Source organism: Serratia montpellierensis (assembly GCF_020858655.1).
Taxonomy (GTDB): domain Bacteria; phylum Pseudomonadota; class Gammaproteobacteria; order Enterobacterales; family Enterobacteriaceae; genus Serratia; species Serratia montpellierensis.
Window position 1 is genome coordinate 1,054,528 of record NZ_VOSN01000005.1, and the last position, 17,053, is coordinate 1,071,580.

Annotated in this window: 18 protein-coding genes; 3 read left to right on the plus strand and 15 right to left on the minus strand. The window is 61.8% G+C overall.

Going from position 1 to position 17,053, the window contains the following annotated elements:
* Positions 1-64: 64 nt before the first annotated feature.
* The 10 genes from FUU19_RS10510 to mtnK form a co-directional block, all read right to left on the minus strand.
* Positions 65-1,108, minus strand: a complete 1,044-nt coding sequence (locus tag FUU19_RS10510; RefSeq protein ID WP_202668920.1) for a HoxN/HupN/NixA family nickel/cobalt transporter — start codon at positions 1,106-1,108, stop codon at positions 65-67.
* Between the two features lie 40 nt (positions 1,109-1,148).
* Positions 1,149-2,126: an urea transporter gene (gene yut, locus FUU19_RS10515; protein WP_230490034.1), complete on the minus strand. Its 978-nt coding sequence runs from the start codon at positions 2,124-2,126 to the stop codon at positions 1,149-1,151.
* Between the two features lie 19 nt (positions 2,127-2,145).
* Entirely contained in the window at positions 2,146-3,093 is a 948-nt protein-coding gene (locus FUU19_RS10520) for an urease accessory protein UreD (RefSeq protein ID WP_141970824.1), read from the minus strand.
* Positions 3,090-3,725: an urease accessory protein UreG gene (ureG, locus tag FUU19_RS10525; protein WP_197833139.1), complete on the minus strand. Its 636-nt coding sequence runs from the start codon at positions 3,723-3,725 to the stop codon at positions 3,090-3,092. Before ureG ends, FUU19_RS10520 begins: the two co-directional genes overlap by 4 nt.
* 18 nt (positions 3,726-3,743) lie before the next feature.
* Complete coding sequence (locus tag FUU19_RS10530; RefSeq protein ID WP_141970828.1) at positions 3,744-4,430, minus strand: urease accessory protein UreF; 687 nt, start codon at positions 4,428-4,430, stop codon at positions 3,744-3,746.
* Positions 4,427-5,023: an urease accessory protein UreE gene (locus tag FUU19_RS10535; protein WP_141970830.1), complete on the minus strand. Its 597-nt coding sequence runs from the start codon at positions 5,021-5,023 to the stop codon at positions 4,427-4,429. Before FUU19_RS10535 ends, FUU19_RS10530 begins: the two co-directional genes overlap by 4 nt.
* Positions 5,024-5,035: 12 nt before the next feature.
* Positions 5,036-6,751, minus strand: a complete 1,716-nt coding sequence (locus FUU19_RS10540; protein ID WP_141970831.1) for an urease subunit alpha — start codon at positions 6,749-6,751, stop codon at positions 5,036-5,038.
* A 3-nt stretch (positions 6,752-6,754) separates the two neighbouring features.
* On the minus strand, positions 6,755-7,201 hold the full coding sequence (locus FUU19_RS10545; protein WP_141970832.1) for an urease subunit beta: 447 nt from the start codon (positions 7,199-7,201) through the stop codon (positions 6,755-6,757).
* Positions 7,202-7,256: 55 nt separating this feature from the next.
* Entirely contained in the window at positions 7,257-7,559 is a 303-nt protein-coding gene (locus FUU19_RS10550; RefSeq protein WP_025160087.1) for an urease subunit gamma, read from the minus strand.
* A 510-nt stretch (positions 7,560-8,069) separates the two neighbouring features.
* Positions 8,070-9,269, minus strand: coding sequence for an S-methyl-5-thioribose kinase (mtnK, locus tag FUU19_RS10555; RefSeq protein WP_230507120.1), 1,200 nt, complete (start codon positions 9,267-9,269; stop codon positions 8,070-8,072).
* 145 nt (positions 9,270-9,414) lie between these two features.
* On the opposite strand from mtnK, the gene mtnA reads away from it, so the two are divergent.
* Positions 9,415-10,443, plus strand: a complete 1,029-nt coding sequence (gene mtnA / locus FUU19_RS10560; RefSeq protein WP_230490033.1) for an S-methyl-5-thioribose-1-phosphate isomerase — start codon at positions 9,415-9,417, stop codon at positions 10,441-10,443.
* Positions 10,444-10,460: 17 nt separating this feature from the next.
* Here the strand turns inward: mtnA and FUU19_RS10565 are convergent, their stop codons facing one another.
* The 3 genes from FUU19_RS10565 to FUU19_RS10575 are packed head-to-tail and all read right to left on the minus strand — an operon-like array spanning position 10,461 to position 12,300.
* Positions 10,461-11,003 carry a 1,2-dihydroxy-3-keto-5-methylthiopentene dioxygenase gene (locus FUU19_RS10565; protein ID WP_230490032.1) on the minus strand — a complete coding sequence of 181 codons (543 nt, stop codon included), beginning with the start codon at positions 11,001-11,003 and terminating at the stop codon, positions 10,461-10,463.
* Complete coding sequence (gene mtnC, locus FUU19_RS10570) at positions 11,000-11,689, minus strand: acireductone synthase (protein ID WP_043135516.1); 690 nt, start codon at positions 11,687-11,689, stop codon at positions 11,000-11,002. Before mtnC ends, FUU19_RS10565 begins: the two co-directional genes overlap by 4 nt.
* Positions 11,686-12,300: a methylthioribulose 1-phosphate dehydratase gene (locus FUU19_RS10575; RefSeq protein ID WP_141970838.1), complete on the minus strand. Its 615-nt coding sequence runs from the start codon at positions 12,298-12,300 to the stop codon at positions 11,686-11,688. The genes mtnC and FUU19_RS10575 overlap by 4 nt, the downstream gene beginning before the upstream one ends.
* Positions 12,301-12,464: 164 nt before the next feature.
* Between FUU19_RS10575 and FUU19_RS10580 the strand changes: the two genes are divergently transcribed.
* The gene (locus tag FUU19_RS10580; protein ID WP_141970840.1) at positions 12,465-13,625 is read left to right on the plus strand and encodes a pyridoxal phosphate-dependent aminotransferase; all 1,161 of its coding nucleotides are present in this window, start codon (positions 12,465-12,467) and stop codon (positions 13,623-13,625) included.
* On the plus strand, positions 13,613-14,386 hold the full coding sequence (locus tag FUU19_RS10585) for an amidohydrolase (RefSeq protein ID WP_060439054.1): 774 nt from the start codon (positions 13,613-13,615) through the stop codon (positions 14,384-14,386). The genes FUU19_RS10580 and FUU19_RS10585 overlap by 13 nt, the downstream gene beginning before the upstream one ends.
* Here FUU19_RS10585 and hpxK read toward each other — a convergent pair.
* Both hpxK and FUU19_RS10595 read right to left on the minus strand, forming a co-directional pair.
* On the minus strand, positions 14,378-15,631 hold the full coding sequence (gene hpxK, locus FUU19_RS10590; protein WP_230507121.1) for an allantoate amidohydrolase: 1,254 nt from the start codon (positions 15,629-15,631) through the stop codon (positions 14,378-14,380). The genes FUU19_RS10585 and hpxK overlap by 9 nt on opposite strands.
* The gene (locus FUU19_RS10595; protein ID WP_049241380.1) at positions 15,628-16,872 is read right to left on the minus strand and encodes a pyridoxal-phosphate-dependent aminotransferase family protein; all 1,245 of its coding nucleotides are present in this window, start codon (positions 16,870-16,872) and stop codon (positions 15,628-15,630) included. The genes hpxK and FUU19_RS10595 overlap by 4 nt, the downstream gene beginning before the upstream one ends.
* Positions 16,873-17,053 lie beyond the last annotated feature (181 nt).

Here is a 17,053-nt window from a genome sequence, read left to right on the forward strand (position 1 = left end):
ACGGGCGGGGCGAACCCCGCCGTTGGCTGATGGTGTCAGGCAGGATCCACGAGCACCCGCCTTTTCAACCGCTGACCGTCAGTTTGTCGTAGCCGCGCAGGCGGTAATTCACCACCGACACCAGCCAGCAGAAGATGAACACGGCGATCACCCAGTAGCCCATCTCCCCCAGATGATCGTTGAGCCGCGCGACGATGTCCCACAGCGGGCCGGACAGCGCCAGCTTGTCGGCGATAAGCCCGAGCGCCTCGATGCCGCCGATAAACACCGCGATGATCACCGACGCCGCCGTGATGGTCATGTTGTAGTACAGCTTGCGGATCGGTTTGGAAAACGCCCAGCCGTAAGCGCCAATCATCACGAAGTTGTCGATGGAGTCGATCAGCGCCATGCCGGCGGCGAACAGCGCCGGGAACAGCATGATGCTCCACAGGTTCATGCCATGGCCCGCGCCGGCGGCCGAAATCCCCAGCAGCCCGACCTCGGTGGCGGTGTCAAAGCCCAGGCCAAACAAGAAGCCCACCAGGTACATATGCCAGCTCTGGTTCACCAACTTGAACAGCGGGCGGAAGCAACGCGCCAGCACACCGCCGCCGCTCATCAGCAGATCCAGCGATTGATGCGCAGGCAGCTCGCCCGCTTTCACCTGCCGGAACGCACGCCACACAGAGATCAGCACCAGCAGGTTGATAAAGGCCACCGTCAGCAAAAACAACGAGGACACCAGCGTGCCGATCAGGCCGCCGGTTTCGTGAAACCAGCCCATCTGGCGACTGAACATCATCGCCGTCGCGGCAATGGCGGCCGAGGCCAGCACCACAATGGTCGAGTGGCCGAGCGAGAAGAAGGTGCCGACCGCCACCGGCGTTTTGCCCTGCTGCATCAGCTTGCGGGTCACGTTGTCGATCGCGGCGATGTGATCGGCATCCACCGCATGGCGCAGACCAAAGCTGTAGGCCAGCAATGCGGTGCCCATCAGCGCCGCATTGTCTTTGAACACTGCCAGCGCCAGCAGCCAGACGATGACGTTGACCGCCACCAGCCCCAGCAACAGAGATACCGCCCGTCGCCGGGCCGCGCCATGCAATCCTTCGGAAACTCCCGCCATACCCACACTCCTGTTTTATCGTTATGTTCAAATCAATGGATTAGCGCCGCGCCGCGATCACCGCCGGATTGGCGCTCAAAAACAGCCAGGACGCGATCACGAACGGCATGGTCAGCGACGGCATGCCCAGCGGAGCCAGCAGGGTATTGAACGCTCCCTGAACCAGCACCGTGAAAATCACGCCGAGCAGCGTATAGATCAGCACCCGCCGGCCGGGCGGGTTGAAGACGGATCCCAGCGCCACCGCCGTCAGCACTGCGCTGAAGGCGTACAGCCCGGCGAAAACCGCCTGCGGATCGGCGCCGATCGCCAGCGATGTGGCCACCGCCAGCAACGCGCCGAAAAAACCCAGCAGCATCGCGCGCGGCGACGAAACCGCCAGCCCGAGCAACAGCAGTACGCCACCGCTCACGCTGCTGCACAAAAAGACCTGAGAGACGCCGTGCAGCGCGCCGCTCAGCATCTCTGCGACGCCGGGATGCGCGTAGAACACCGCCCCGTCGGCCGGGATGGCCGCCGCCGGCAACCGTACATGCCGCAGATGGCTGAACGGGTAGCTGGCCAACAGTACCGTCCAGGTGGTCAGCACGAAAGGCGCCGTCAGCGCCGCGATCTTCCAGGTGCGCAACAGCCGATTGAGGCCAACGGTGACGATCACCGAGATCGTGCTGCTGAACATCACGCCGATCCATAGCCAGGCCGAAGGCAGCAAAAAGGTCGGCAGCGCGGCGCCGACCAGGCAGCCGTTGTAGCCATACAGGCCAGAGCGCAACGCCGTGCGATCGTCCACCAGCCACGCCGCACTCAGCGTCGCCGATGCGGTGCCCAGCAGACAGCCGAAGGCCACCTGCGGCAACCCTTCCTCATAGGCACCCACAAAAATGGCGATAAAAAACAGTAATCCGGTCAACGGGTTATTTTGAAACATCACCTGCGAACAGCCGCGCAGCACCGCATCCGTCGCCGCCGCTATCCGGCTGTGGGCACACAGCCCGCCCCAACTCCACCTTGTCGTCATGACCGCTTCCCGCTGCAGATTAGCGCCAGATAAAGGGCTCGGGCAGCGTCACGCCCAGGATCTCTTCCCGGGCGACGCGCCAGAAAACGCGAATGGCCGCCTTCACCTGGCGCGCCTCTTTGCCCAGGGCCTTAAAGATCAGCCCGCACTCGTTAGGCAACCGGCTGACGCCGCTGGCGATCCCCTCAGCCTCGTCATACTGGGGCGCGATGCGATCGAGGATCCGCTGATGGTGCTCAGGCGGCGTTAGCAGGATCACATTGCCGAACACGTCGAACGGCCCCATCACGCCGACTCCGTTCAGCGGGTGTTTATGCGGTTCCAGCACATAGCGTTCGACAAACAGCGTCTTGCCCTCGGGGCGGCAGGCGCTGATGCGCGAGGCGTACACGTCGAATCTGAACCCGCGATCCGCCTGATGGTGTTTGCGCCCCGACATCAGGATCTCGCCGTAGAGCAGCGTCGCCGTCGGGTGCAGCGTAATGCGGGTATCGGTAATGAAACGCGAGCCGCAGTGGGGGATCACCGGATCGGGCATCATCTCCAGATAGCTGCCCTCTTCGAGCGTCAGCGTCTGCATCTGCGCCGCGTAATTATTTTCCATGGCGTGGATCTTGGTCGCCGATTGGGTGGTGACATGCCCGCAGGCCTGGGGAGCGACCTGCACCTCGAGCGTCAGACGATCGCCCTGCAAGATGCACCCCGAGGTGGAGATCACGAACACGCACGGCATCTGCGGCAGCGCTTCATCCCAATACAGCGCCCGCTGCACCAGAAACGGCACGCGCCGCTCCATCTGCCGCAGCACGCTGCGATGCCCACTTAGCGCAAACCCCAGCCGCAGATAGCCGGTTTTGCCCACGCCGCCGCTGGCCATTTGCGGCGGTTCATCCTGATAATCGGCCAGCTCCGGCGCGTCGGCGCCAAGCTGCGCAACGCGCCTCGCGGCTTCGCTGGCCGCCGTCATACCGCCGCCGACGGCGCATGGGTGAACAGGAAATCACGCATGATCATGTCCACCAGTTCGCCAATGCCTTCGCCGGTTTTGCAGTTGGTGAGAATATAAGGCCGCTCGCCTCGCACCACGCGGGTGTCGTGTTCCATCACCGCCAGGCTGGCGCCGACATAGGGAGCCAAGTCGATTTTGTTAATCACCAGGATGTCGGCCTGCACCAGGCCTGGGCCGTTTTTGCGCGGGATCTTTTCCCCTTCGGCGACGTCGATGACATAGATGTAAAAGTCCGCCAGCGCCGGGCTGAAGGTCAGCGTCAGGTTATCGCCGCCGCTCTCGATCATCACCACGTCGCTTTCCGGAAAGCGGGCCTCCATCTCCTCTACCGCCGCGATATTCATGCTCGGATCCTCGCGCACGGCGGTATGCGGGCAGGCACCGGTTTCGACGCCCAGGATTTTTTCCTCGTCCAGGATCCCCTTGAGCGTGCGCTTGACCTGTTTGGCGTCTTCGGTGGTGACGATGTCGTTGGTGATGATCAGCGGGCTGATGCCCCGCTCGATCAAGCGCGGCGTAATGACTTCAATAATCGCGGTCTTGCCCGAGCCTACCGGGCCGCCGATACCGATGCGGGTAATTTTTTTCACTCTGATCGTTCCTTATTATCAGTTGCTGAACAGTCGGGTAAATGCGCCGACGTGCAGTGCGGCCAGGACATCGGTCACCGGCGCGTAAGAGGCCATTTGTTCAACGCCGCCGCGTTCGGCTTCGTCGCAAAAAACGTCGATGTCCCGGTTGAGTTGAAACAGGATGCGTTGGGTGTCGATATGGGTGACGCGCATCAGGCGCATGGCGGCGCTGAGAATGGTCATCGCCACGCCGTACTGATGCATCACCGCCACCTCGCGCGGGCCGGCGCCCAGCGCCGTCATCACCACCGCCTGCGTTACCGGATAGGTACCGGCGGCGCGACCGGCTTTGATCTGCTCAAGCCACCAGACCACCTGGGGCTCATCGCAGATGGCCGCCGCCATTTCCGCCAGCTTTTTTCCCATCCGCACCACCATGTTGCGGCCCTCTTCGTTCAGCTTGCGGTTGTACAGCGCCCAGTCATGCTCAATCGCCGCTTCGCGATCGCCGGCCTGCAGCGCCCGGCAGGCCGCCGCCACCGCTCGGCCGTCGCCGCCCGCCGCCTGTTGCAAGGCGGTGCGGGTGAACGACTGCAGCGTGTCGGCATCGCGCACGATGCCGGCCTGGATCGCCGACTCGACGCCGTTGGAAAAGGCAAACGCCCCCACCGGCAGCACCGAGTCGGCAAACTGCAGGATGCGAATCAACTGAACGGCGTTCATTTCAATTTGATCACATGCTGACCGAGGAATGGGCTGTCGACATGCACATGGGTGGCGGAATCCTCCGCACCGCCGAACAGCAGGCGCGCTTCGGGCTGGGTCAAATGCGGCAGAATGCTTTCGCCCTTCACGAACGAATAAGGCAACGCATGGAAACCGTGGGTTTTCATCACCGAATCCATCACCTTGGTCGCCACCGTCAGCGGAATAAAGATGCGATTCCCTTTGATGACCGATTTCCAGTGCTGATTGCCCAGCGCATGCCCCAGTTCGAACGCGGTCTTCAGCACCGTCGCCATATCGGTCGCCAGCAGCGACTCAAGATGGATGACCATCACATCGCGCAGGTTCATCTGCACCACCACCGCGCTGCGGTTCGCTTCGTTCCAGAGCAACACGTCGCCGTCGGCCAGCACCTGGTGACGATCGAGGGAAATACCGAGGTCCTGGCCGTCGCGGGTGGTTTTGCGGCAGCGGCTTTTCTGCGCCTCCCACTGCGAGAGCGCCAATACGTCCAGCGAGGCATGTTGCAAACGCTCGCGCCAGTCGGCATCCCGTTTGATATTGCCGAGTATCTTTTCAATCACGATCATGAGCAGCGATCCCTAGCTGAAGAAGTAACGTTGATTAAGCACGGCGGTGGTGATCGGCTTCACCGTGGCATGTTCGCCGTTGACCTTGACCGCGAAGGTTTCGGGATCCACCTCGATGTGCGGCGTTTCCGCATTGCGCACCATGTCCTGCTTGGAGATCGCCCGGCAGTTATGCACCGCCATCACCTGCCGCTCCAGCCCCAGTTTCTCTTTGATACCGTCGTGCAACGCGGCGCCGGAGACGAAGGTGACGCAGGTTTCCTGCAGCGATTTACCCATGGCGCCGAACATCGGGCGGTAGAACGTGGGCTGCGGCGTCGGCAACGACGCGTTGGGATCGCCCATCACCGCCCAGTTAATCATCCCGCCCTTGATTACCAGCTTCGGCTTGGCCCCGAAGAAGCGCGGCTCCCACAGCACCAGATCGGCCATCTTGCCGACCTCGACCGAACCCAGCACGTGGCTGATGCCCTGCGCAATCGCCGGATTGATGGTGATCTTCGCCACGTAGCGCAACACGCGGAAGTTGTCGTGCTCCGCCGCATCTTCCGGCAGCTTGCCGCGCGCGACTTTCATCGCGTGCGCCGTCTGCATCACCCGCAGCCAGTTTTCGCCCACCCGCCCCATCGCCTGGGAATCGCTGGAAAACATCGACAGCACGCCCATGTCGTGCAGCACGTTTTCCGCTGCGATGGTTTCCGGCCGCACCCGGCTTTCGGAGAACGCCACGTCGGCCGGCACATTGGGATTGAGGTTGTGGCACACCATGATCATGTCGAACAATTCGGCCTGGCTGTTGATGCCGAACGGCAGCGTGGGGTTGGTGGAGCTCGGCAACACGTTCATCTGCGCGGCGACCTTGATGATATCCGGCGAGTGCCCGCCGCCGGCGCCTTCGGTATGGAAGGTGTGGATGGTGCGTCCTTCAAAGGCGTCGATGGTGTCCTCGACGTAACCGCCTTCATTCAGGCTGTCGGTATGCACCGCCACCTGAATATCCATGTCGTCGGCCACGCGCAGCGCGTGGCGCAGCGCGGAGTTGGTGGCGCCCCAGTCCTCATGCACTTTCAGCCCCGCCACGCCGGCGGCGATTTGTTCGACCAGCGGCGCAGCGTGCGAAGCGTGCCCCTTGCCGAGCATCCCCACGTTGACCGGCATAGTCTCAAAAGCGCGCAGCATGCGGTGGATATGCCAGGGCCCGGCGGTCACGGTAGTGCCGTTGGAGCCGTCGGTCGGTCCGACGCCGCCGCCGAAGAACGTCGTCACGCCGTTGGAGAGCGCATGCGCCGCCTGCTGCGGCGAAATGAAGTGGATATGCGTATCGATGCCGGCGGCGGTCAGGATCAGGTGCTCACCCGAGATGGCGTCGGTGCTGACGCCCACCACCATGCCGGGCGTGACGCCGTTCATCATCGCCGGGTTGCCGCTTTTGCCGATGCCGGCGATCAGGCCGTTCTTGATGCCGACGTCCGCCTTGATCACCCCTTGCCGGGCGTCCAAAATCGTCACGTTGGTAATCACCAGATCCAGGACGTTATCGCTGGTTAATCGGTTGTCGGCGCCCATGCCGTCACGCAGCGACTTGCCGCCGCCGTAGACCGATTCCTCGCCGTAGCCGCGCAGGTCTTTCTCTATTTCAATAAACAGTTGCGTATCGCCCAAACGAATTTTATCGCCGGTGGTTGGGCCGAACAGCCCGGCATATTCTTGCCTGGAGACGGTTGGCATGCGTTATTCCTCGCTCGTTTTCGGCGGCGTCTGAACGAGGTTTTTATAACCCAGCTCAATAGCTCGCTTTACATCTATCGTTTTCTTTACCCTTTCACCCGCTGCTACCGGGCTGTCACCCGCCCAACCGTCTACCAGATTATTAAAACCGTAGACCGTTTGCTTGCCGCCGATAGCAATCAGCGCCACCTCAATCTCATCACCGGGTTCAAAACGGATCGCCGTCGTGGCTGTGATATTTAAACGCTTGCCAAAGGCGGCGGCGCGATCGAATTGCAGCGCTTTGTTGGCTTCGAAGAAATGAAAATGCGAACCGACCTGAATAGGCCTGTCACCGGTGTTGCGCACCGTTAAAATAACCGTCTCGCGATCTTCATTGAAGGTAATGGGGCTTTCGGACAGGATATAGCCGCCTGGCGGCACGTGCTTTTCTTGGTCATGCTTTTTCATTGAAATACCTGTGCTGATAAGATTTATCCGTGGCAATCAGGAAAGCCAACCGCACTTACTGAATCGGGTCGTGCACCGTCACCAGGCGGCTGCCGTCGCTGAATATCGCTTCGACCTGCACGTGCGGGATCAAGTCCGCCACACCATCCATGACGTCATCGCGGCTCAATACCTGCCGCGTATCGTTCATGACTTCTTCCAGCGTTTTTCCCTCGCGGGCGCCTTCCAGCGCTGCGGTGGTAATAATCGCCACCGCCTCGGGGTAATTCAGCTTTATCCCTCTGGACTTTCGCTTTAATGCGACGTCGGCCAGGGTATAGACCATCAATTTTTCGATTTCTCTTGGCGTTAATTGCATGGAGCACTCCGATCTCGACAGGAATAATCAGACAAAGTGATGCCGAAGGCGATTAATAGTTAATAACCTTGCGTTATTTATTTGCGTTTATCTGACCCTCGAACAATCTAGGAGGTAACTTTGATTTTATCAACCTGCAACTTTATTCAATTTAGAGCATGAGCTATTCCCACCCATAAGAAAGTAACAGCGGTGCGATAGCTTTTATCGATAAAAAGGCTCTTTTTTTCTTTCTACTCCCACAATAAAACGATCAAAAAAAACGCAGTCGCCTATTTTTTATTTTAACCCGCTCAATGAATACTGGGTAAATAAGCACATCGCCGGTGCGGACACCGATATTAAAGACATGTAACCAACGGTCAGGAAATATAATTAAATTTACAAATAAGACACGAACAAAAATACCTTTTTAGTTAAAAAAAATTTATCTATTCTATTGCTGATACCAATAAGTTCTTAAAAATAAAAAACCCGGCCGCAGCCGGGTTTGCCTCATTGCCGAGTTATTCAACCTTGCTGGCGAATACGCGCCAACAGCGCGTCGATATGCTCAATCTGCGACGCATTAACGATCAGCGTGCGCCCCAGTCCCAGCGCATGGCGCTGGCAGTCGAGGCGCATATCGGCGTCGGCAATGCTGTCCAGATCGGCGACGTGCGCCAGGCCGATGGTGCGCCGGATCAGTTCGGTGCCGCAATACCCTACTGCGTCAGTCCAGACCTGCTGCAGGAACTGCTCAGCGTAACCCGGCGTCGCCAGCGCCGCATCGCGGCTCTGCTGATGGCATAGCGCCAGGAAGCGATCGGCGAAAATCAGCCACAGCTCGCGCACATCCTGCCGGGGCTGTTCGCGCCCGGCGGCGGCGTCGCGCGGCCCGAACAGCCCCGGCAGGCCGCAATAGTTGAGCAGCAGGTTGCCTAACGCAGTGCCGATATCGAAACCGATCGGGCCGTAGAAACCGAATTCGGCATCGATCGCTTTTAACCGCCCTTCCGCCACGAAGATCGAACCGCTGTGAATGTCCCCGTGCAGCAGCGCCTCCGCCTTACTGAGGAAGCGATGTTTCAGGCTGGCGACCGCCAGCTTCAGCGGTGCATCCGCGCGCAACGCCTGCACCTGCGGCAACAACGCCGCCTCGAACTGATTGCGCTCATGGTCGATATAGGGATCGGTAAAGAACAGATCTTCGGTGATCTGGCACAGCTCTGGGTTGGTGAAACGGCTGACTTCCGCCTTCTTCCGCTGCGCCGACTGATAAAAATCGGAGGTGTGGAACAGCGTCTGCGCCAGGTATTCTGCCAGTTGCCCGGCCGCCAGCGGGTGATAGTTGCCCTGCACCAGTTCACTGCGCCAGATGCAATGATCGGAGAGATCTTCCTGCACCATCACCGCCAATTCGGGATCGTGATGCAAGACTTTTACCGTATGCCTTGGGCAGAAACCGCCGTGGACCAGCAGCGTTTCCGCTTCGATGCGCGCCCGATCCAACGTCAGCGGCCAGGATTCGCCCACGCAGCGCACGTAGGGCAGCGCCTGTTTGACGATCACCCGGCTCACGCCTTCGCGATCGCGGATCTTGAACACCAGGTTCAGGTTGCCGTCACCGATCTCGTCGGCGCTGACCAGCGCCTGCGGCTCAGCCACCTGCCCGTATTGGCGGGCGTATTCAACGGCGTCGGCAGCCGTAAACGTACGATAAAGCGACATTCCCCAACCCCTCTGTTCTCTCTCACTGACCCAGCGATTCTGTTTATTTAGACGTAAAAGCATTTGGACGTCTATACATCTGGAAGTCATGTTGGCAGAATAGCGTTTCAGATGCAATAACCACGCAACAAGGAATTAACCGCCGATGCAAGCGCTTAACACCACCAGTTTGACCCTGCAGGACAACCGCCTTTGGATCCTCGATCAGCAAGCCCTGCCGCAGGAAAAGCGGTGGCGCGCCTGCGATAGCGTGGAAGAGTTGGTCGGGCACATTCACAGCCTGCGGGTGCGTGGCGCGCCGCTGATCGGGCTGTCCGCCAGCCTGCTGTTGGCGCTGCTCGCGGAACGCGGTCTATCGCGTGCCGAGCTGGAGCAGGCGCTGCACACGCTGCGCGCCGCCCGCCCGACGGCGGTCAACCTGATGAACAATCTGGATCGCATGAAGCTGGCGCTGGCGGAGCCTGATTGGGTGCCGGCGATGGTGAACGAAGCGCTGCGGTTAGTCGAAGAAGATCGCCTGCTGTGCGATCGCATCGCCGATCACGGCGCTGGGCTGGTCAAGCCCGGCAGCCGCCTGCTGACCCACTGCAATACCGGCGGATTGGCCACCGCCGGCGTCGGCACCGCCATCGGGGTGCTGCTGCGCGCCCACCAGCAGGGCAAGGTGCAACAGGTATGGGTCGATGAAACCCGGCCGCTGCTGCAGGGCGGCCGTCTGACCGCCTGGGAACTGGGCGAACTGGGCATACCCTATCGCCTGATCTGCGATTCGATGGCTGCCAGCCTGATGGCGCAGGGCCAGGTCGATGCGGTGTGGGTCGGCGCGGATCGCATCGCCGCCAACGGCGACGTCGCCAACAAAATCGGCACCTACAGCCTGGCGGTGCTGGCGCACTACCACGGCATTCCGTTCTACGTGGCCGCCCCGCATACCACCCACGATCCGCACTGCCCGGACGGCGCCGCCATCCCGATCGAGCAGCGCGCGGCGACCGAAGTCACCGGCGTTTCAGGCAGCTTCGGCGCCTGCCAGTGGGCGCCAACCGACGCGCCGGTCTACAATCCGGCGTTCGACGTCACGCCGGCGAAGCTTATCAGCGGGTGGGTGTTCGACAGCGGCGTGATCACGCCGCAGCAGGTTGAAGCGGGGATTTTCCAGCGGGCGCTGGGGTAACGCCCGCCGATTGACGATCAGTCCAGACGCGGATAGGCATCGGCGATCTTGTCGCCGGTGAAGTGCGCCACCCAGCCTTCCGGGTTGTCGAACACCCGGATCGCGGTAAAGTGCGGCGCCGATCCCATATCGAACCAGTGGCGAGTGTTGGCCGGCACCGAGATCAGATCGTTCTTTTCGCACAGGATCTGGAAGATCTTGCCGTCCAGATGCAGGCAAAACAGCCCCGCCCCTTCAACGAAAAAGCGCACTTCATCCTCGCCGTGCGTGTGTTCGGACAGGAATTTTTCGCGCAGCGTCTGACGCTGCTCGTGGTCCGGCCGCATGCTGATCACGTCCCAGCTCTGGTAGCCCTTTTCCGCCACCAGCCGGTCTATCTCATGCTGGTAGGCGGCGATCACCGCCTCCGGCTGCGGATTATCGCCCAGCTCGCGATCCGCCTGCCAACGTTCAAAGCGCACGCCGATTTGCGCCAGTTGGCGCTGGATCTCTTGCGCGTCGCGGCTCTGCCACAGCGGCTGCTGCGGCGCTTTATCGCTGAAAATGGTCAATCCACTCATGAGACGAACTCCCCTAAATCGATGCGATCAAAACGGTTAACCTGCGGATGCCGGCTCTGCTCGTCCGCCTCATCGCGGATCAGCTGGCAGGTATGCCAGCCGGCGGCCTGCGCCGCATCCAGCTCCTGGTGGATGTCGGACAAGAACAGCAGCTCGTCGGGCGCGATGCCGATAGCCTGCGCGATGTTGCGGTACGACGCGGTTTCACGCTTGGCGCCGACGTGCGTATCGAAATAGCCGCTGAACAGCGGCTGCAGATCGCCGGCGTCGCTGTGGCCGAACAGCAGCTTCTGCGCTTCCACCGAACCGGAGGAATAGACGTAAAGCTTCACTCCCTGCCGCTGCCAGGCGGCCAACTGCCCGGCGACTTCCGGGTACAGATGCCCGCGAAAATCCCCTTCGCGGTAACCGCTGCGCCAGATGATGCCCTGCAACGCCTTGAGCGCGGTGGATTTGCGATCTTCATCCATAAAGCGGTACAGGGCGGCGATCAGCGCATCGAGATCTGCCTGCGGCTGGTCAATTTCAGCGCGCAGCGCCGCCAGCGGCGCGGCGACTTCGCTCTCAGCGGCATGGCGGCGCACAAAATCCGCCAGCCGTTCGCGGGCATAAGGAAACAGTACCTGATGCACAAAGCGAATATCGCTGGTGGTGCCTTCAATATCGGTCACGATGGCGCGGATCATTTCGCCTCCAGTAAGCGGCGTTGCAGTTCACACTGGAATAGGAATTCCAGCCCTTCGAGATGGCGGCGGGCTTCCGCCACCTGGCTTCCCCAGCAATACAAACCGTGGCCGCGCACCAGAAAGCCGTATTGCAGCGGCGTGGCCTCGGCATAGGCCGCCACGCGCGCCGCCAACCGGGGGATGTCCTGATCGTTATCAAAAATGGGGATCGCCACGCTGTCCAGGTGGCTGCGCTGGCCGGCCAGCGACTTCTGCATTTCGTACCCCTGCAGCACCAGCGCATCACCGCGCTCCACCCGCGACAGGACGGTAGCGTTGACGGAATGGGTATGCAGCACCGCGCCGATATGCGCAGACAGGCGGTAGAGCAGCGTATGCAGCCCAGTCTCCGCCGATGGCGTGCGGCCGCTCGGCACATGATTGTCGGCGATATCCACCCGCAGAAAATCGGCGGCGCTCAGGCTGCCCTTGTCTTTGCCGGACTCGGTGACCAGGCACTGACGTTCGTCCAGGCGCAGCGACATGTTGCCGCCGGTCGCCGGGCACCAGCCTTTGTCGCCAATCCAGTGGCAGGCCGCCAGCAATGCGGTAAGTTGCGGATTATCCGTCATTATTATCGTTTCCCGTTCGGTAAGGCGGCCGGCAGATGAAACTTTACCTGCCGCATGGCGGGCTAAGCACTTTTTCGCATTTAGCCATCTAAGCGTCTTGATTGCCAAATACTAACATCGTGTTATATTGACGGCAATATAAGCGCCTGGAGTATTCACCTGCTATGAGCACTTCCGCATTGATTCCCGAAAGTAAACTGCCTGCCCTGGGCACCACCATCTTCACCCAGATGAGCGCGCTGGCGCAGCAGCATCAGGCGATCAACCTGTCGCAGGGCTTCCCTGATTTCGACGGCCCGGACTACCTGAAAGAACGCTTGGCCTGGCACGTCGCCCAGGGCGCCAACCAATATGCGCCAATGACCGGCGTGGCGCCGCTGCGCGAAGCCATCGCCGACAAAACCGCCGAGCTGTATGGCTGGCAACCGGACGCCTCCGCCGAAGTGACCGTCACCGCCGGCGCCACCGAAGCGCTGTTCGCCGCCATCAGCGCGCTGGTGCGCCCCGGCGATGAGGTGGTCTGTTTCGATCCCAGCTATGACAGCTATGCGCCGGCGGTGACGCTGGCCGGCGGCATCCTCAAACGCATCGCCCTGCAGCCGCCCGCGTTTGCCGTCGATTGGCCAGGGTTCGCCGCCGCGCTGTCGCCGCGCACCCGCCTGGTGATCGTCAACACGCCGCACAACCCGTCCGCCACCGCCTGGCAGGCGGAAGACATGCAGCAGCTGTGGCACGCCATTGCCGAACGCGAAATCTACGTGCTCAGCGACGAGGTTTACGAACACATCTGCTTCGCCAAAGGCGGCCACGCCAGCGTGCTGGCCCACCCACAGCTGCGCCAGCGCGCGATTGCGGTGTCCTCCTTCGGCAAAACCTTCCACATGACCGGCTGGAAAGTGGGTTACTGCGTGGCGCCCGCCGCGCTGAGCGCCGAGGTGCGCAAGGTGCATCAATACCTGACCTTTTCGGTCAACACCCCGGCGCAGCTGGCGCTGGCGGATAGCCTGCGCGCCGAGCCGGAGCACTGGCGACAACTGCCGGCGTTCTATCGCGCCAAGCGCGATCGCTTTGTGCAGGCGCTGGCGAGCAGCCGACTGGAAATTTTACCCTGCGCGGGTACATACTTCTTGCTGGCGGACTACAGCGCCATCTCCGATCTGGACGATGTGGCGTTCTGCCATTGGTTAACCGAGCACGTGGGCGTGGCGGCCATTCCGCTGTCGGTCTTCTGTGCCGATCCTTTCCCCCATAAATTGATCCGGCTGTGCTTCGCTAAACAGGACGCCACGCTGGATGCAGCTGCGGAGCGGTTATGTCGACTTTAAAAATTACCCTGTTGCAGCAACCGCTGGTCTGGCGCGACGGCCTCGCTAACCTGGCCGCCTTCGACGCGTTGCTGGCACCGATCGTCGGGCGCGATCTCATCGTCTTGCCGGAAATGTTCACCACCGGTTTCGCCATGGATGCCGGCGAGAGCGCCCTGCCCGAACAGCAGGTGATCGACTGGCTGCACGGTTGGGCGGTGAAAAGCCACGCGTTAATCGGCGGCAGCGTCGCGCTGAAAACCGACGAGGGCGCGGTCAACCGCTTCCTGTTGGTGGAGCCGGGCGGCCAGGTGCATGCCTATGACAAACGCCATCTGTTCCGCATGGCCGGCGAACACCTGCATTACCAGGCCGGCAACCGGCGTGAAATCTTCGAGTGGCGCGGCTGGCGCATCCTGCCGCAAATCTGCTACGACCTACGTTTCCCGGTCTGGGCGCGCTATCAGCAGGATTACGATCTGGCGCTGTACGTCGCCAACTGGCCGGCGCCGCGCAGCCACCATTGGCAAACGCTGCTGGCGGCGCGGGCGATTGAAAATCAGGTGTATGTGGCGGGCTGCAACCGGGTGGGCGAAGATCCTAACGGCCTGAGCTACAGCGGAGACAGCTTAATCATCAGCCCTCAAGGCGAGATCCTGGCGGATGCGGAGCCCGGCGCGGCCACGCGGCTGGACGCCGAGCTGTCGCTGGAAACCCTGCAGAGTTATCGCAGCGCCTTCCCGGCCTGGCGCGATGCCGACAGCTTTCTGCGTTTAGACTGATTCCCCCTTCTCCCAGCCGGCGATCATCAGGCAATAGGCCTGGATCGCCAGCGCCACGTCCGCCTGCCGCACCGCTTCGTCCGGATGATGGCTGACGCCGCCGGCGCAACGCACGAACAGCATGCCGACCGGCCATTGCGCCGCCACGGCGATGGCGTCGTGACCGGCACCGCTCGGCAGCGCCAGGCTGCGGCCCTGCACTGGCGCGACGGCCGTCTGCCAGCGTCGCTGCAGCTCCGCATCGCAGGCGGTGGCGTCAATGCGATAAAACTCTTCGCTGGCGAAACCCACTCCGCGCCGTACGCAGATCGCCTGAGCCTGTGCCAACAACGCCGTCAATAGCGCCGCCAGCGGCGCATCCTGCGGACCGCGCACGTCGAGCGTCAATTTCACCTCACCGGGGATGACGTTAACCGCGCCTGGCAGGCATTCAATACACCCCACGGTGGCCACCAGATGCGGATCGGCGGCGCGGGTCAGCGTTTCGACCGCCATCATCCATTCCGCCGCGGCCGCCAACGCGTCTTTGCGCTGCCCCATCGGCACCGTGCCGGCGTGGCCCGCCTCACCGCTGAAAGTACAGGTAAGCCGGCGCGCGCCGTTGATCGCCGTCACCACGCCCAGCGCCAAATCGGCCGCCTCGAGACACGGGCCCTGTTCGATATGCAGCTCGAGATAGGCGCAGATTTCCTGCGGCGCGCGGCGTGCCTGCGCGATCGCCGCCGGATCAAGCCCAAAGTCGCGCATGGCCTGTGCCACACTGATGCCATCAACGTCGGTGCACGCCAGCCACTCTGCGGGCCACTGGCCGGTCAGGCCGCGGCTGCCGAGCAGCGTAACGCCGAAGCGCGCGCCCTCTTCGTCCGCAAAACCGATCACCTCCAGCGCCAGCGGCAAACGGCGCCCCTGACGATGATAATATGCCACCGTCTCCAGCGCCGTGAGCACGCCGAGCATGCCGTCATAGCGCCCGGCGTTACGCACCGTGTCCAGATGCGAACCGAGCAGCAGCGCGGGGGCACCGGGCGTGGGCCCTTCATAGCGGCCGCAGATATTGCCGACGCTGTCCTGCCAAACCTGCATGCCACTCTCGCGCATCCACTCGCCAACCAAGCGATTGGCGCGCCGATGTTCAGCAGAAAGATAAAGACGCGTCAGCCGATCGGGCTCCGCGCTGATCGCCGCCAGCTCGTCGCAGCGCGCCATCACCCGTGCGGCGGCCTGCTGCGCCTCCAGCGGCGTCATCCATGATGCCCTGCATCATAAACATTCCAGGCGGCCTGCAATGCCTCGCCCTGCCTGCTGGCGAAGCCGAGGCGGTTCAACACTGCCTCCAGCGCCGCCAGCGTTTGCAGCACGCAATCCTTGCGCGCGTTATAGCCCATGGTGCCGATGCGCCAGATTTTTCCCTGCAGCGGGCCGAACGAGGTGCCGATTTCGATGGCAAAATCGTTCAGCATCATCTGCCGAACCTGTTCGCCATGCACCTGCGGCGGGATCACAACGCCGAGCACGTTGTTCATGCGGTGCTCAAGATCGCCGAACACCGCCAGCCCCATGCCGCGGATGCCCGCCAGCATTGCCGCGCCGTGCAGCCGGTGGCGGGCGATGGCATGATCCAGCCCTTCTTCGAGGATCACCCGCGCGCATTCCCGCGCCGCGAACAGCATGCTGGTGGCTTCGGTGTGGTGATTCAGGCGCTCCGGTCCCCAATAATCCATGATCATGCCGATGTCGAAATAGTTGGAGTAGATCATCTCGTCGTCGCCGTCGGCGTGCTCGGCGGTACGGATCCCCTCCTCCACGCATTTACGGCGGCGCACAATTTCTTCAAACTGCGGGCTGAGGGTGACCGGTGAACTGCCGGAGGGGCCGCCCAGACACTTCTGCAGCCCGGCAGAGACCGCATCCAGCCCCCAGGCATCGGTTTCCAGCGGGTTGCCGCCGAAGGAAGCGGTCGCGTCAGTGTAGAACAGCACGCCGTGGCGGCGGCAGATATCGCCCAACTCATGCAACGGCTGCAGCATGGTGGTGGACGTGTCGCCCTGCACCGTCAGCAGCAGGCGCGGGCGCACTCGCTTAATCGCGTCTTCGATACGATCGGCGCTGAACACCTCGCCCCACGGTACCTCGATCGTGTGTACCTCGGCACGGCAGCGGCGGGCAATCTCGCACAGCAGATGCCCGAAACGGCCGAAGACCGGCACCAGCACCTTATCGCCCGGCCGAATGGCGGAAACCAGCAGCGCTTCGATGCCGGCGCGTGAGGTGCCGTCCACCAGCATCGTCCAGCGGTTTTCGGTGCGGAACAGCGCGCGGTACAGCGCCATGACCTGATTCATGTAACCGGTCATCGCCGGATCGTACTGGCCGATCAGCTGACTCGACATGGCACGCAGCACGCGCGGATCGGCGTTGATCGGCCCCGGCCCCATCAGCAGGCGCGCCGGCGGGTTAATCTGATCGAATTGCGAGATATCCAACATGTTCATTCCCTGTCAGCTTAGTAAGTTATTGAGTTATGCCTTCAGCGTCGACATGACGTTTGCTGCCCAACAGCCTACTCCCGATAGAGATTCAGTTGAAACAAAAGATTCTTATTATCAATTAATGAAACCAAAGTAACACAATGAGGTGACCGATCCGCCTTAAACGGCGGAAGGTGAA